General features: G+C 36.1%; 12 protein-coding genes and 2 pseudogenes. 5 read left to right on the forward strand and 9 right to left on the reverse strand.

Annotated features, from left to right (window positions below):
- Positions 1-134: 134 nt before the first annotated feature.
- Positions 135-1181 (reverse strand): PstS family phosphate ABC transporter substrate-binding protein, encoded by a 1047-nt coding sequence (locus BC008_RS07110; protein WP_058183374.1) that lies wholly within the window; start codon positions 1179-1181, stop codon positions 135-137.
- Between the two features lie 417 nt (positions 1182-1598).
- Between BC008_RS07110 and BC008_RS07115 the strand changes: the two genes are divergently transcribed.
- Positions 1599-2129: a hypothetical protein gene (locus tag BC008_RS07115; protein ID WP_058183375.1), complete on the forward strand. Its 531-nt coding sequence runs from the start codon at positions 1599-1601 to the stop codon at positions 2127-2129.
- On the opposite strand, the pseudogene BC008_RS07120 reads toward BC008_RS07115, so the two are convergent.
- The 4 genes and pseudogenes from BC008_RS07120 to BC008_RS07135 all read right to left on the reverse strand — a co-directional run bounded on the left by BC008_RS07120 (position 2096) and on the right by BC008_RS07135 (position 7504).
- Positions 2096-3461, reverse strand: a pseudogene (locus BC008_RS07120) (transposase). The gene BC008_RS07115 and the pseudogene BC008_RS07120 sit on opposite strands and share 34 nt — an antisense overlap.
- A gap of 106 nt (positions 3462-3567) precedes the next feature.
- Positions 3568-5148 (reverse strand): catalase, encoded by a 1581-nt coding sequence (locus BC008_RS07125; RefSeq protein ID WP_058183376.1) that lies wholly within the window; start codon positions 5146-5148, stop codon positions 3568-3570.
- 848 nt (positions 5149-5996) lie between these two features.
- On the reverse strand, positions 5997-6785 hold the full coding sequence (locus BC008_RS07130; protein WP_027843453.1) for a nucleotidyltransferase family protein: 789 nt from the start codon (positions 6783-6785) through the stop codon (positions 5997-5999).
- Between the two features lie 404 nt (positions 6786-7189).
- The gene (locus BC008_RS07135; protein ID WP_027843452.1) at positions 7190-7504 is read right to left on the reverse strand and encodes a YkvA family protein; all 315 of its coding nucleotides are present in this window, start codon (positions 7502-7504) and stop codon (positions 7190-7192) included.
- 233 nt (positions 7505-7737) lie between these two features.
- Between BC008_RS07135 and BC008_RS07140 the strand changes: the two genes are divergently transcribed.
- Positions 7738-8502 (forward strand): MotA/TolQ/ExbB proton channel family protein, encoded by a 765-nt coding sequence (locus tag BC008_RS07140; protein ID WP_027843451.1) that lies wholly within the window; start codon positions 7738-7740, stop codon positions 8500-8502.
- 58 nt (positions 8503-8560) lie between these two features.
- Positions 8561-9205 (forward strand): ExbD/TolR family protein, encoded by a 645-nt coding sequence (locus BC008_RS07145; RefSeq protein WP_027843450.1) that lies wholly within the window; start codon positions 8561-8563, stop codon positions 9203-9205.
- Between the two features lie 285 nt (positions 9206-9490).
- Here the strand turns inward: BC008_RS07145 and psb29 are convergent.
- A pseudogene (gene psb29 / locus BC008_RS07150) lies at positions 9491-10168 on the reverse strand (photosystem II biogenesis protein Psp29); the annotation flags it as partial.
- 371 nt (positions 10169-10539) lie between these two features.
- The gene (locus BC008_RS07155) at positions 10540-11034 is read right to left on the reverse strand and encodes a helix-turn-helix domain-containing protein (protein WP_036265525.1); all 495 of its coding nucleotides are present in this window, start codon (positions 11032-11034) and stop codon (positions 10540-10542) included.
- Positions 11035-11148: 114 nt separating this feature from the next.
- On the opposite strand from BC008_RS07155, the gene BC008_RS07160 reads away from it, so the two are divergent.
- Positions 11149-11760 (forward strand): chromophore lyase CpcT/CpeT, encoded by a 612-nt coding sequence (locus BC008_RS07160; RefSeq protein ID WP_027843449.1) that lies wholly within the window; start codon positions 11149-11151, stop codon positions 11758-11760.
- A 104-nt stretch (positions 11761-11864) separates the two neighbouring features.
- On the opposite strand, the gene BC008_RS07165 is transcribed toward BC008_RS07160, so the two are convergent.
- Positions 11865-12233 (reverse strand): STAS domain-containing protein, encoded by a 369-nt coding sequence (locus tag BC008_RS07165; RefSeq protein ID WP_027843448.1) that lies wholly within the window; start codon positions 12231-12233, stop codon positions 11865-11867.
- A 187-nt stretch (positions 12234-12420) separates the two neighbouring features.
- Complete coding sequence (gene hemF / locus BC008_RS07170) at positions 12421-13476, reverse strand: oxygen-dependent coproporphyrinogen oxidase (RefSeq protein ID WP_027843447.1); 1056 nt, start codon at positions 13474-13476, stop codon at positions 12421-12423.
- A gap of 946 nt (positions 13477-14422) precedes the next feature.
- On the opposite strand from hemF, the gene BC008_RS07175 reads away from it, so the two are divergent.
- A complete protein-coding gene (locus BC008_RS07175; protein WP_058183378.1) occupies positions 14423-14947 on the forward strand; it encodes an SRPBCC family protein in 525 nt (174 codons plus the stop codon).
- Positions 14948-15128: the final 181 nt, after the last annotated feature.

Below are 15128 nucleotides of genomic sequence, written 5' to 3' on the forward strand. Positions count from 1 at the left end.
AAAGTTGCTTGATTATTTGGGAAGGAAATAGCCCCAACAATATATTTTTTATTTGATGTTTTTGAATGGAATTGCAAATAACGTCTTTCTAACTTTTCTCAAGAATTACAAATATTTGCATTATATTTTGTGTGTCAGCGAATCCTGACAAAACCTGCTTCCGAGATTAATTGTTGACCTTCTTCTGTGAGCATAAGATTAGCGTAAGCCATCCCTGCTTCTTCTTCAATTTGACCATTCTTTTTCACAACTACAAATAGTCGTCTGGTCATGGGATACTCATCACTTTTAAAAGCCTCTACATTCAATTGGTTGCGCTGTATTGGACATTCATATGGGAGAACCAATGGTTTTTTATAAGGTGGGACAAATTTTTCACCAACTCGTGCAATTGGTAAGGGTTTGACGCCACATTGTGTAACAATTTTGGGTGCAGATGCGTAGTAAATGCCACCCCGATTGCTAATAATTCTTCTCAAGGCTTCCGTTGTGCTTTTTACTATCTGAATATTTTTACCAAACTTCTCTTTGTGTAAAACATTTTTCAGAAAAAACTCTACAGTACCACCTTCATTTTGTTTGGAGTATGGTGTTATTTTTAAGTTAGGTCCTCCTAAATCTTTCCAGTTAGTAATTTCACCCGAATATATTTTTTTGAGTTCGTCTAGCTTTAAGCCAGGTATATTCATTTTGGGATGAACTGCAACAGCAATACCATCTATAGCTATTGGAATTTCAGTAAGTGTAAATCCTTTTATTTCTGCTTTTTTATGTTCTTCTTCTTTTATAGAACGTGAAGTTTGAGAAAAATCTAATTCATTATTGAGGAGCATTTCGATCCCTACAGCAGAGTCAGGACTTCCTCTTTCTGGATTGATGTAAATTAATTCATATTCTGGAAATACTCTTGCGAGCGATTGTTCAGTTCTATTTCTAATTGAAGCCCAAGTGGTGCTACCTCCATAGCTGAACGATCCAGCAGGCACATTTTTAACTTGCGTAAACTTCTGAGCTAGGGATGGTGGTGATTTTTGTTTTTGCTTACTACTGGGATTTTTCCCAAAATTAACGAAGCCAGTATTATAAAAGTGAGATTTCCACCAAAAAACTCCAATAACTAAGCTTGAAGAAATTAAAAGGGTGAATGTTAGACTCAAAGTCTGGTTTTTTTTTTGAAACATAGTTATGTTTTCGCTTGATTGAATTTCAAATAAATAAAGTTTGAGCGTTATCTGTCCAGAAAAAATTCTGTCACATATCCATTAAAAACTGCCTTTTACTGAGATGAGTAGAAATTTAACTATTGTGAATTTCAAGCATTAAAATTAACGTCAATCTGGTAACAGTTTTATAACCCTTGTTGGGGTATCAAATAATAATCTTTCGCTAATAAATTTCTCCGATAAGTAAAGCAAGATTATGATACTAATATTCTTGAAAAAATAGTTAAGATTGATTAGTAGATGTTGTTATGATGTCCTCCACAAAAGCAATTAATTGATCAATATAAACTATTTGCTGTCACTGAAATACAAAAATTTCTTCACTTGATAATTGTTAATACTTTTGTTTTCTAATTTTATTTTTTTTTGAAAATTATGAAATATAGTGGCTGGAATCCAATCAGAAGAAATAAAAATATTGGTACAAAGAAACGTGGCTATTCGCAAAATAACCAGTTAGTTATCCCAGAGCGGTCGCAAGATAATCTTATTTATTGGGAGCGTTTAATAGATCCAGTAGCATGTCCCCTAGAAATTAAAGGACATCAAATGACTCTGCTGGTTGAAGCGACTAAACAAGGGTATGTTTATAGTTGTACGCCTAGTGACATTATTAGAATCCTCGAATTAGTAGATCGCGAACAGCTGGAAGTAATTGAACTAGTGATTTTGCGTCAACCAACAAAAAAACAAGAAATATTACAACCTGTTTGGGGTCGCTTTACAAGTAATGCAGATATTAATTACAAGTATTCTGGAGCCAGTATCATTCTTGAAGCTGTACCCATCGGTTTGATTCTCAAATGGACTGACAAGCTCGATTCTTACGGGCGCAAAGAACTGCTTTCTTTAGAAACAATACCTTTGCCAATTTACGAGGATGCAACACAATTAGAAGTATTGTGAATGCGTCCTAAAGAAGTAAGCTTGGCAAAAATCTGGGTTAATAAAATTGGTTCAGGTTTTTGGGGAAGTATTTTTATCATTTCCCATACATACAAATAACCGCGATAATAAGCCTTAAGATCTATCACACCTGATTTAGGATTATTTTGATGGAAATGAGAAAGAAGAGCATGAGACACATTGACCATAAAAAATGCAAGGTTTGCAGCATTGGTTACAGCAGTTTGGTTTAAATTCATAAAATCTTCCAATCCCCAAAATTGCTTAGCATCTCTAAAATTGAATTCAATTTGAAAGCGCAGTTTATAGTAGTCTATTATTTTTTCATATGACAATTGCAGGTCACTAGAAAATAGAATTACATGACTACGAGCATTAGTTTTAAGATTAGTTTTGACTAGAATAACTACATTCAAAGCCTGGGCAAATTCTTTGTGAAGTAGATTGGCTTGATAAATATCAGTTTGGATATTATCCTCAATGGTACTTTCACATAAATATTTGTCAGGTATATTACAGTAGTCTAATTTATCTCCGTATTTGCGACGGGAATGACTGTTGGGTTCTCGATGTTGATAAGGTATATACAATGCCGAATCACAACGGAGCTTGGAAATGATATGCAAGTTAAGTTGGCGAGTCATTTGTAAAGCATTATTATTACCAAAATGACCGTCTAGTACTAAGTAAGTAAGGGGGATAAATCCGTCTAATAACTTGAATAGCGAATTAATCATCTTCTGAATTCGCAATAATTCAGATGTTAATATTACTTCTGTTTTATTCTTATTTTTACTTCCTTTTGGTCGCCCACGTCTGCGCTTATTTTTAGTCTTTATGTTTTGTATTCGTGACTTTCTACTTTTTCTTGTGTCGTTTTTTATAACCTGTTCTATTTGAATAGGAAATGAGTGCCTTTGTTCGACACTTATTAATGATAATGTAAAGAAAGATAGACCTGGTATGGGTTTGTTTAATAAGCTAGAAAAAAATCTATCTAACCCATAAGTATGTTTACCTGCTTTACTGACAACAACTTCATCTCCTGCTAGCAAATATACTTCATTTACTCGAAACAAATGCCGACGTTCGTGGCGCTAGCCGCGCGTTAATAAAGAATAGCCAAAACAAGGTCGCCCAAGGTATGACTGTATGAAAGAATCTCAATATAGTTCGATAACTACCACCAATGCCTGCCCAACGAGAAATTCCTCGCATGGTGACTCGCCCATTCATTGCTAACATGGCCAGAATTATCTGCTTCAATTGACGCATAGTTGTAGCATTTACCTGTGGCAACAGGCATTGTAACAGTGATAGGATATCAGGCATGGGCTGTTTGTGGTTTTTGAGTTGTCGTTGTGAGAGACAATAACTCTACTACATCAGCCCTATTTTTCATACTCTTTTTTTGGCGAAGGTATTGACAATTAGAACGTTACTCTTTAAGATTTGCTGCACGTCCCTCAACTCCTTTCAAGTCCACATTGACAGCTTTAGCTAGTCTGCTTCCATAATCTTTGTCAGCTTTATAGAAAAAGGCTAACATCTCTGTCTTAATTTCCATATTTCGAACTTGACCTAAATCACCTGCTAAATTTTCAATTAAATGTTGTTGATTTGTTTTGTCAAGACCACGATAAAAGTCCCCAGCTTGTTGGAAATTAAGAGTTTTGTCAATCGGTGCTTGCATCGTAGTTCCTGCAATTGGTAGCTGAGAATTTTGAGCATTTTTATGTTCAGACAATCCTTCCTTACTATTGCTAGGCTGATAGTTCACATCTGAATCAGTTTCCAGTACGTTTGCAAAACCATCTTGATTACCGTTCGCAACTTTAATATTAGGACGGTTGATAGGTAACATCATGTTATTGACACCAAGACGATGTCTCTGAGTATCAGCATAAGAGAATATTCGCCCTTGCAATAGTCTATCTTCAGAAGCCTCAATTCCAGGAATCATGTTGCTAGGTGCAAAAGCTGATTGCTCCGTCTCTTGGAAAAAGTTTTTAGGAATGCGGTTGAGAGTCATCGTGCCCACTTTCTTCTCTGGAACTAATTTTGGAGGCCAAATCTTAGTAGGGTCGAGAGGATTAAAATCAAACTTATTTAGGTCGTCAGGATTGATTGTTTGAATATAGAGATCCCAAGAAGGGTATTGACCATTTGAAATGCTGCTATAAAGATCTGTTGTGTAGAGATTAAAATCTGTTGCTTGCATTTGTTTAGCCTCTGGACCAGAAAGATTATGCTCTCCTTGGTTGCTTTTCCAGTGAAATTTTACGTACTTAAATTGACCTTTATTATTGACAAATTTGTAGGCGTGGACGCTAGAACCATCCATCTCACGATAACTTTTAGGAGTTCCCAAATCACTATAAAGACGTGTGAACATATGAGTACTCTCAGGAATATGAGAGAAAAAGTCAAAGAAGCGATTGGGGTCTTGTTTGTTATTAATTGGAGATGGTTTGAGAGAGTGAACCATGTCAGGGAATTTCTTAGCATCCCGAATAAAAAAGATTGGTAAGTTATTGCCAACTAAATCCCAATTACCTTGTTCCGTATAGAATTTGGTTGCAAATCCACGAGGGTCACGTAAGGTTTCTGGTGACCCTTTAGAGTGAACTACAGAAGAAAAACGAACAAATACAGGGGTTTTTTTACCTGCTTTCTCAAAAGGAGCTGCAGCAGTAATATCGGAGAGACTAGTGGAACTAACAAACTCTCCATGAACACCTGTACCACGAGCATGTACAACACGTTCGGGAATTCGCTCTCGATCAAAGCGAGCTAATTTTTCCACTAAATCGGTATCTTGCAATAAAACAGGTCCATTAGGACCAGCAACTTGAGAGTTTTGATTATCTGCTACGGGAGCCCCATTATCGCGAGTAATAATTAATTTTGGTGTTTGTGCATGAGAAACCTTAGTAAAAGTGATGCTCAGGACTAATATCAGTAATGCAACAAATACAAAATAGTGATTTTTTTTGAAGTCAAACTTGGGTCTTTTCATGGTTTATCAAACAAATAAAACTATTGGAAATACTTGATTTTTCTATAAGAAATAGGGTGAGCCTTAGTTGCCAAAATCCCAAAAAACAAGAATTTTGGACACGCATTAATTTACGCAACTATAGAAGCATTTATCCTATTTCTTATGGAGGTGTAAATATTATTCAATGTCTCGTTTCATGCTAAAAACTTTATCTAATAGGCAATATTGAATTACAAGCTAAGACTGTCCATTAACTGCACATAGAGCCTAAGTAAATGTTGTAAAACTAAACTTCTTAGACAAAATCTAATTGATTAGTTGACAAACAAAAGAGAGAAATTGATTTCCGCACAAGAACTAACTATTTCGGACTCGTTATGAGTTTATATTGGAACTATATACCTATTAACTTTAAAAAGTCAAATCCGTTATGAGTTTATTTAAATTAAAGAATACTTATGACTGACTTATTTAACTTGAGGCATAATTAATAAATCTACAAATTTATGTTGACTCAGCATCAAATACCCTTTTGTCTTAATTTCGTTGACTAATCTGAGAAATGCTTGAGAATTAAATGAGATTTTCCTGAGAATGTAGGTTAATTAAGTTAAAGTTTAAGGTACTGAGCCAGCTAATTCCATTAAGCCAGAACCTTTAACCCTCAATTTACGAAAGTATGAAATTATAGAAAGTATGAAATTATAGAAAGCATGAAAAACCTCTCCCTAGGATTGGGAGAGGAGTAATAGTTACAAGATTTATGCAGATAGGAATTTAAACTTGTATCAATGCAGTTAATACGATAGCGATTATTGATTTATCTAATCGTCTTAGGAATATCTAAGGGATATAGAGAAGCGGTTTCAAATAATCTGTGAAAATTGCTGTACTGCTCTAACTAAATCATCCGGGGTACCAATATCCAAGTAAGTACCTTGAGGAAATGCTTCCGCTTCTACACTCATACCTTGAGCGATCGCTGCTTGAATTACATCCCCAATAGGTAATTCTGGGAGACTGGATAAGTCGTTATTCCTTTGGATTTCCTGTAAAGAATTATGTAAAAATTCGCTAAAATTCGGATTCCATACAGCAATTCCCCACATATAACGCAAATTAGACACCTGGGGTTTTTCGACAATCGAATGGACTTTTCCTGAATCATCAAAGTCTACCATCCCTGCTTTTTGCGGTCTATCGGTAGGAAACAAACCCAATACAACATCAGCATTACTTGCTTCCAAACGCTGAAGTACCTTGACATAAGCATCATTGGGTTGAAACAAAATATCAGGAAAACCCAAAGCCACTATTGCATTTTTTACAAAAGGATAAGCTTGGTCCAAGGTGAAAGGTACCCCAAAAGGTAAACCCGTAATTAAATAACCCAGGTGCATTGACAAGATCGAACCATCGCCAAAATACCCAGGTATATCCCATTTCCCAGGTTTAAGTATAAAGTATGCTTGCTCAATTCCTGCCAAGTGCATTTTTTCTAGCAGATAATGGGAAACTACTTTTGGTCTGATATGAGATTTCCCATCTAAAGACCTGAACCCAATCGGATACAATTCTTTACTCAGTGGTAATGGAGAAATTCTGGTTGCTTTTCCCCCTGCAGGCAATAGCCCAATAACTTGGCATTTAGTCATAATTCATATCGTAAGGGATTGCCAAAAATTGATTCATACCATACTTTATAAAGCTTGGTAGAATTCAAATGTGCGCTCTAAGAATAAAATCTAAGTATTGCAAAGTTTTAAGGTAAATTTTATAGTCGATGTTATGTTTGACTACAAAATTTACAGCTACAAAACCTTGAAAATAAATTGAGAATATTTAACTTGAAACTCCCATTTTTTACAAATATCTAATTATTTTGGAATCAGTGCCAGTATTTCGACAATTTTTAAACAGATTTAATTAATAAAGTATTTAAAATCAAAACATTCACTATTAGAAATAAATTAGCGATAAAAATATTCCCCTCATCCGTAAATACAACTTCTAAAATCAAGGAAGAGAGGAAACATAAACTTTTATTTAGTTATCTAAATTACTTGACACTAATAGCATCAACATCGATAGTGTTGTGATTAGTACCCTTGTCATCTGATGTTGTTGAATTGGAGATGTCCACTTTCTCTTGACGGCTTTTAAAACCCTCAATAACCAGCCCAGAAACTTCTGTGACTAATAATGTCAGTAAAAAGACATCATCTAATTGTCCTACTATTGGCAAAAAATCAGGAGCAATATCAATAGGACTTACGAGATACACTAGTGTTCCTAAAATAACCCACCAGCGGTACTTGGGATTACGTAGTGTACTACGATACCATTCATAAACAGATTGAACTGAGAATTTCATACTTTAATCCTTTAACTATCTTTAATTTTGGCAAAAATCATCTTTAGCGTCTTGTGGAAATAACCGTCCTAAGTTGTCTAGAAGATGCTACAGGAATGAAAAATCTCAAGATTAACGGTTCTAAAGGCATATTCGTTAAATCTAGCACTTGTATAAAAACTTGGATTAATTTATTTAATCCCAAAATAACGATGAGAAAATATTTGTGAGAGGAACGGAGGCAATTAGAAACAGTGGATATCGTAGATTGGTTTAATAAGGGTGGGCCAGCAATGTGGCCGCTACTTGCCCTATCTGTTTTGGCTGTAAGCGTAATTTTTGAACGTTTATGGTTTTGGCTACAAATTTTGACTCAGGAAAGTCAAATCGTTAACCAGGTATTAAAGGCTGCTAGTAATAATTGGTCAAAAGCAGCTGAAATTGCTAGAAAAGCAACAAATCAACCCATTGGTAGATTTCTCTACGCACCCCTCAGTTTGTCAAAAGCTGATGCTGAGACTTTTCGTTTAGCACTGGAAGCAACTGCAGAAGATGAAATTGCAGGAATGCGACGTGGTGAAAAAATATTAGAATTAGTGATTGCTCTATCGCCACTGTTAGGATTATTAGGTACGGTATTGGGATTAATTCAGTCTTTGTTTGCAATCAAACTAGGGGACCTGGGAACAGATGCTGCTGCTGGTGTACCTAAAGGTATTGGAGAATCTTTAATCAGCACTGCAACAGGTTTATTGGTGGCGATCGCAGCCCTAGTATTTTATCGGTTATTCCAAGCTTTTGTAGTAAATCAAGTGAAAATATTTCGCAAAGCTGGAAATGATTTAGAGCTACTTTACCGACAATATCCGCCAGATTTTAGTAATCTTGCCACTGAAAAAAGTCTACCTTCTGGCATAGAAAATACATCTTCTTCAAAACAAAATCGCTTTAATCCTCGCCGCTTAAAGCGTAAAAATACAGCTTCGGAAAATCCTGATTTACCACCAAAATCTCACTGAGAAGAATCAGATCGACCAACCTCAATTTTAATTGCTATCGGGTTGAGACACTAAAAAAATGAAAATTAACCTGCATTCTCCAGCAGAAGAAGCTCAAATTCATATTCTTCCCCTGATTGACGTTGTTTTTTGTATTCTGACCTTTTTTCTATTAGCAGCGTTGAATTTTACTAGACAGCAAGCAATTAATGTAGATTTGCCTAAAGCCTCTTCAGGTACATCTGCTGCAAACAGTATTCAAGGGAAACGCAATATACTACCCATAACCATAGATGCTGTTGGTTTAACTTATGTAGAAAAGCAACAGGTCGGTGAAACTCAATTAAAATCTACTTTAAAAAAATATCTTGAGGAAAATCCTCAAGGAACTTTGGTTCTCAATGCTTCTCGTTCGGCAACCTATAATGATGTTGTAAGACTGTTAGATTTACTACGACAAGTGGGAGGTGAGCGCGTAGCTTTAGGAATTATTCCAGGTCAGGAAGCAAGTTCTCAGCAACCCTTATCTCCGAATTTAAATCCTTCGACGAATGATCCTGGATTACCAGCTTTACCCAACTCATTACCACCCAACTCATTACAAAAGACTCCCGACAACTTTGAAATTAATCCTAATCTTAATAATATTCCAATGCCAACATTGCCAGCCCAACCCAAAACTGGCTCACCTCCAACTCAAGCACCTCCTGCTCCGAACCAATAAATCCTTGGGAAAGATTGAGGTTAACTAAAATTATTCACAACAAACTATCTTAATATAAAGACGTAGCGTGCTACGTCTTTAGAAGGTTTCATTTGCATTCTTTTGCCAAACCATTACCGTTTAGTTAGAGAATAAGATCAGATGTGGTTCCCTTCAGAAAATATTTTATCTGACCACTTACTCCCCAGGATTTGAACTTGGAGGAGTAGTTACTGTGTTATCCGAATTCTCATTCTCAGAAGGATTAGGGTTGGAAGTTTCAGAATTAGAAGTTTCAGGCTTTGAACTTGCAGAAGAGTTACTACGCTGTTCGCGCTTCTTACGATCTGCTGACAAAATATCTGCCATGACAATCAAGGTTTGTTGCATCTTCTCCAAATTAGAGCGATACAACTCCAAATCTTTACTGAATTTATCTTGGGAAATATTTAAACCAGTGGCGATTTTCTGTAAGACTTCAGCTAGCTGCTTTTCATCCTTAACTAAATCTGGATTTGAGCATTCCAGCAAAGAAAAGATACCAATAGCGAATAGACGACTGTATTTAAATTTAGAATTAGTTGAAATTGATTCTAATAGCGCTTGTAACTCAGCATCCTTTTCCGAATAGTTTTCTTGTGCTAAACACGCTATTAATCCTTGATAACCTAGGTTTTTTGCCAAAGTTTGCAATTTTTGGCTGTCTTGTTGGTAAACTTGTGGTTCTTCTTCTATAGCTTTTACTAAAGCGTTAAAAATCGATTCGGTATCCTTTTGTGGATTGTAGCCTTTCATGAAGCGTTCAAAAACTGTGACGACGCCCAAGGCATAAATTGGATTATAGGAAAAATCAGCATTTACCGAATTTAGATGCATTTCCACCATCAATTCTTCAACTACCCGACGATAAATACTGTTAATCGGGCGGGTATGAAGGGTGTAGAAACTTCTTTTAGTATCAGAAACAGTACGAACGTTATTCACGTAGAAAAATTTAATTATTCAATAATGTCAGGGCGACGTATACTCATTCTCTCTCGTCAGGCGATCTTTGCCAAGCTCAACCTTTGAATCCGGGTATATTCAATGGACGTAAATCTGTTGAGTTTATGAAACTCCATAAACAACTCACGTATTTTGTTGTTTTACAGCATGACGTTACGCTATCGAGTTAGAAAAAGTTAATGGACTTTTGGACGATCCCCAATCGGATCCCTGAAAGTTTACTTTCTTATTTTAAATATTTTTTCTGTGGTACTAGCAAGAAATTATAATGCTTCATAATTGTTGATTACCGATACTAAAACACTAACAAATACTTACATTATGGCAAGCATTATGGTTTTTTCCTGTTTCTACCAAGACCGTCGGCGGTATCTTGTTACGGACTTGGGAGTAAATCCAATTGGTACTGGTAATTGTTCATAAGTTCTAAGCACTCCAATTACTGGTACTTGAATTTGATGATTACCAACTACTTTGATTATTCCGTCAAGGGTAAAACTATCTTTTTTACCTTTCTTTTTAAATTTCGGTGCTCCTGTTTTTTTACTAAAACATTTACCCCATGCATCTCTTAATGCTTTTAATGCATATTGAGGAGCGCACTTGGAGTTGTGATAGTACCAAGGATTTTCTGGTTTTACTAAAGCTACTAACCATTTATGTAAGTCAATCGCCGTTGGGAATTTTATTTTTTCTTGCTCTGGTACTATTTGATTATGGTCTAATATCTGCTTTGTTAGAGCTAATCCCCAGTTCCATGCGTGACGTGCACAACCTGCATGTCGAGTCAAGGTTGTACGTTGTTTGTTGTTTAGCTTTAACTGTGTTTTGAATCCCAATAGCATAAAGGGATTTTACACCTCTTTCTGGTCAAATATATTTATTGCCATTCTGTATGTGAGCATTTGTGAGCAAATATGATTATACGTTAGTGAATCGAATACTGTTAATTAACCCTTATGAACTTATCTTCAGATTTAATTACTTTAGGCAATTATTTAGCAGGTGAATTCGATAATCAGGAACAAGCTTTAGCTGAACCAGCTTGGTATGTTAATCTACGCCTTTGGCAAGTTCCTGTAGATTTATTTCCTGAAGACAGCTTAAGTTTATTTGCCGAACAAGTTAATGCAATTACTCCAAATAATCCATATCGCCAACGTGTGATGCGATTACAAATAGATCGCAGCACTAGCGAAAAATTATTACAAGTACAGTATTACTTACCCAAAAATCCTACAAAGTTGGCAGGTGCAGGTCGCGACAGAGAATTATTAAAGGAATTAAAACCCTATGACCTAGAATTACTTCCAGGCTGCATTCTTAACGTTGAAAGGCACGTTCTTACCGGCAATAATTATCGTTTCATTGCAAAACCTCCAAGAGACACAAAATGTTGTTTTACGTTTCAAGATAAAACAATACAAGTTTCCCTGGGATTTGAAGTTACAAACTCTCAGTTATTTAGTTATGACAAAGGAGTGGACCCACAAACGGGACAAGCGAATTGGGGAGCGATATTGGGCCCGTTTTCTTACACTAAAAGAAAACAGTATGAGTTTTTCGCTTAAGTTTATGAAATCTCACTTAAGTTTCCGAATAATAGATAATATTTCACGCAAAGACTTCATGAAAGTGTCCCGCGGAAATACCTCAATTAAATAGAAAGCTTATCTTAAGTTTTTATACTACGTGGTACTCCTTCTAAAGCTTCTTCCTCTGTTTCAAAAATTTCAAATACGGTATCCATCATTGTCACTTCAAATACTAATTTTGCTTCTGGATGAACATTGCAAATACGGAAACTACCTTTGACTTTATCAGCATCGCGCATTCCGGCAACTAAGGAAGTCAAGCCAGAGCTATCAATAAAATTAACTTGACCTAAATTAACCACCACATGAGAACTGAGCTTAGAAATACACTCTTGTAACTTTAGGCGGAATTGCCAAGCCGTGGTGATATCTAAGCGTCCTGATGGCGTCAAAACAATAACAGTATCACCCTCTTGGGTTGTATAACTCTTTTGCTCTATTTGAATCACTGAGATTCCCCTTGGCACTTTCTGAATTAACTACAGTTTTTCTAGCTTAGATGTTGTTCCAGCAAAACTGTGCTGATAAATAGCAACAAAAATAACCAGAACAACAACATATACTGTAGCTTGACATTACAAGCTACAGCTACAAATATGACTTTAATCGCTAGGTACTTATTTTTAGTAGTTTAACTCACACCGATTTGCTGTGACTTGGAGTCCAATTAGCCCAATTTTGGGGTTTTAAGAAAGTTTCATACAACTCGGCTTCAGGAGATGATGCTTCTGGTTTATAACAATATTCCCAGCGAACCAAAGGTGGTAGGGACATCAAAATTGACTCTGTACGTCCATTAGTTTGCAAACCGAAAATTGTGCCTCTGTCGTAAACTAAATTAAATTCTACGTACCTACCACGACGATATAACTGGAAATTACGTTCGCGATCACCATATTCTTTGTCTTTACGCCTTTCAACAATTGGCAAGTAGGCGGGCAAAAATGCTTTACCGCATGACTGGACAAAAGCAAATAAATCTTCCCAATTACGTTGCTCGGGCGCACCTATTTCACTGCTATATTTTGCTGCATTGCCGTCTTTATTGCGACCGCGGTACAGCAAACCCCTTCCATCTTGATAGTCAAAAAATAAACCGCCAACACCTCTGGTTTCTTGACGATGCTTCAAATAAAAATACTCATCGCACCATTTTTTGAATACTGGGTAATATTCTTCGTGATGAGCATCACAAGCTTTTTTCAGGGTTTGATGAAAATGTGCTGCATCTTCAGCGAATGGATAGTAGGGGGTCAAATCTGCTCCACCACCAAACCACCATACAGGTCCAGCTTCAAAGTAACGATAATTCAAATGAACAGTTGGTACGTAAGGATTGCGAGGATGCAATACCATTGAAGTACCTGTTGCATAAAATTTATGTCCTGCGGCTTCTGGACGCTGTGTCAAAATTGATGCAGGTAAATTTTCACCCCAAACTTCGGAAAAATTAACCCCTGCTTGTTCAAAAACTCCGCCATCAGTTAGTACTCGCGAGCGACCGCCTCCTCCTTCTGGGCGTTTCCAACTATCCTCGCGAAATATTTCTTTACCATCTATTTCAGTCAAACCTTGGGCGATTTCATCTTGTAACTGTTTCATCCACTGACTGACTCTTTCTTTAGCATCAGTGGGAGGTAAAGATTTGTTATCTTTTTGGGGCGATGTGGGTGCTTGCGAGTTTGTCAACATAAATTCTCGGACCTAGATTAAGATTCCCATTGTTCAAATGAATGTTTCCAACTTAAATCCATAGATCGTTAATAATTATGAATCATGGATTCTTAATATCTTGCACCATTCTTAACAATACCTAGTTATCCGGGTAAGTACACGAAATATTAAGACTTCTGAGACTTATTTTTTCGTAATAAACCAAGGTTTGCTTTTTTGTGCAAGATACCAGGATTTTGCTCTAGAAAATAGGCAAAGACAATAGTTTTCGCCTTCTTTTGCTAATTTTTTGCCAGGAAATTTGCGGATTTACACCATTACTGACATGAAGGCTATTTTCTCTCAAATTTGGTTTCTCTTGAATGGTAGTTAACTTTTTGTGACTTAATTCAATTCACAAAGAGATATTTTTAACCTCAGAGAGTAAACTTTACTGAAGTAATGTTGGCCAAAAATTCCAACTAACCATTTTTTCTTTGACTGATACGAGCTTTTGTCAAGCTAGAGCAAGTATTAAGTATAAGCTTGATACCTGGCAAAAAATAATTGTTAATTAATTTGAATTTAAATAGTTTTTAGTAAAAAATTATTGTTTTATGCATAGTGAATTATTTGTAATCTAAAAGGTATGCTGGGATAGGGAGTGTTTATCTTAATTTTCCCTTAGTTTTGTCAGATAACCTACAACTAACAATTAAAGTCATGGGTTGTGCTTTCTCATGTTGTAAAATAGTTGCGCTGAATGCCTTGTCTGGTAAGATTAAACCGTACAATGGTTTTAATTAATACAGTATCAGTTCGTTAACTATATTTATATTGAATTTATATTCATATTTACTATTTCAAGTAGGAGTTTGCTCCTTTTTATTCTCAACAGAGTAAACATAGCTGGAAATTTCAGCAACAAAGACTGACCTACAAAGCCAAATTTGTCAACAATTAAGCGCTAGGAGGATTTAGGAAAATGAGAAGTTGGTTATCTAAATTCATCCACCGCAAACGTCGTCGATTTTGTGCTTCTCTGGTACGGACTTATAGAGAAATTAGCCCTGTATCAGTAGATGAACTATGGCAAAAGTTAGTAGATTTGGGGGATGTTTCTTGGCATCCCCTTTTTAAAAGTACTAATGTTCCCTCCGGTTTGGTACCAAAACCTGGATTGATTTTCCAAGCAGTGACCAGATTCTCGCCTATTCCGATTCGAATTTTTGTTGAGCGAGTCAGCCCCAGAGAACTATTGAGTATCAGAGTTTTGGCAATTCCGGGTATTGAAGAACGTCTGACTTACCGAGTTGAATCTACGGTTTGCGGCACTTGTTTGTCATATTCGGTAACTTTACGTGGTTGGTTATCGCCTTTGATTTGGTCTTTTTCTCGTCCCTATGCAGATCGAGTAGCTCGAGCTTTGATTGAAGCGGTTGAAGAAGCGAGATTGGGTAGGGGTGGGAGCAAAAGTAAATCTCTGAAAAATAGTTGTTTTGATTTTTAGTTACCTTGATTTTTGAAAATCCAACTTTTGCAAAATCTCACATTAAATTTGTTTTTTGAAATAAGAAACTTCTTGCTTGTTCGAAACTAGCTAGAGGTTACTCGTAATAATATTCCTAAAGATAGTCATAAAGAAAAAGTATTTGTAAGCCTCAAACCCTTATTACCCAATAACGATAAGA

The organism is Mastigocoleus testarum BC008, assembly GCF_001456025.1.
Taxonomy (GTDB): Bacteria; Cyanobacteriota; Cyanobacteriia; order Cyanobacteriales; family Nostocaceae; genus Mastigocoleus; species Mastigocoleus testarum.

Bases quoted from the DNA above. Each gene is read 5' to 3' on its own strand.
- BC008_RS07115 (WP_058183375.1), top strand. From the start codon at position 1,599: ATGAAATATAGTGGCTGGAATCCAATCAGAAGAAATAAAAATATTGGT.
- BC008_RS07145 (WP_027843450.1), top strand. From the start codon at position 8,561: ATGAAAATTAACCTGCATTCTCCAGCAGAAGAAGCTCAAATTCATATT.
- BC008_RS07125 (WP_058183376.1), bottom strand. From the start codon at position 5,148: ATGAAAAGACCCAAGTTTGACTTCAAAAAAAATCACTATTTTGTATTT.
- BC008_RS07130 (WP_027843453.1), bottom strand. From the start codon at position 6,785: ATGACTAAATGCCAAGTTATTGGGCTATTGCCTGCAGGGGGAAAAGCA.
- BC008_RS07175 (WP_058183378.1), top strand. From the start codon at position 14,423: ATGAGAAGTTGGTTATCTAAATTCATCCACCGCAAACGTCGTCGATTT.
- BC008_RS07160 (WP_027843449.1), top strand. From the start codon at position 11,149: ATGAACTTATCTTCAGATTTAATTACTTTAGGCAATTATTTAGCAGGT.
- hemF (WP_027843447.1), bottom strand. From the start codon at position 13,476: ATGTTGACAAACTCGCAAGCACCCACATCGCCCCAAAAAGATAACAAA.
- BC008_RS07155 (WP_036265525.1), bottom strand. From the start codon at position 11,034: ATGCTATTGGGATTCAAAACACAGTTAAAGCTAAACAACAAACAACGT.
- BC008_RS07110 (WP_058183374.1), bottom strand. From the start codon at position 1,181: ATGTTTCAAAAAAAAAACCAGACTTTGAGTCTAACATTCACCCTTTTA.
- BC008_RS07135 (WP_027843452.1), bottom strand. From the start codon at position 7,504: ATGAAATTCTCAGTTCAATCTGTTTATGAATGGTATCGTAGTACACTA.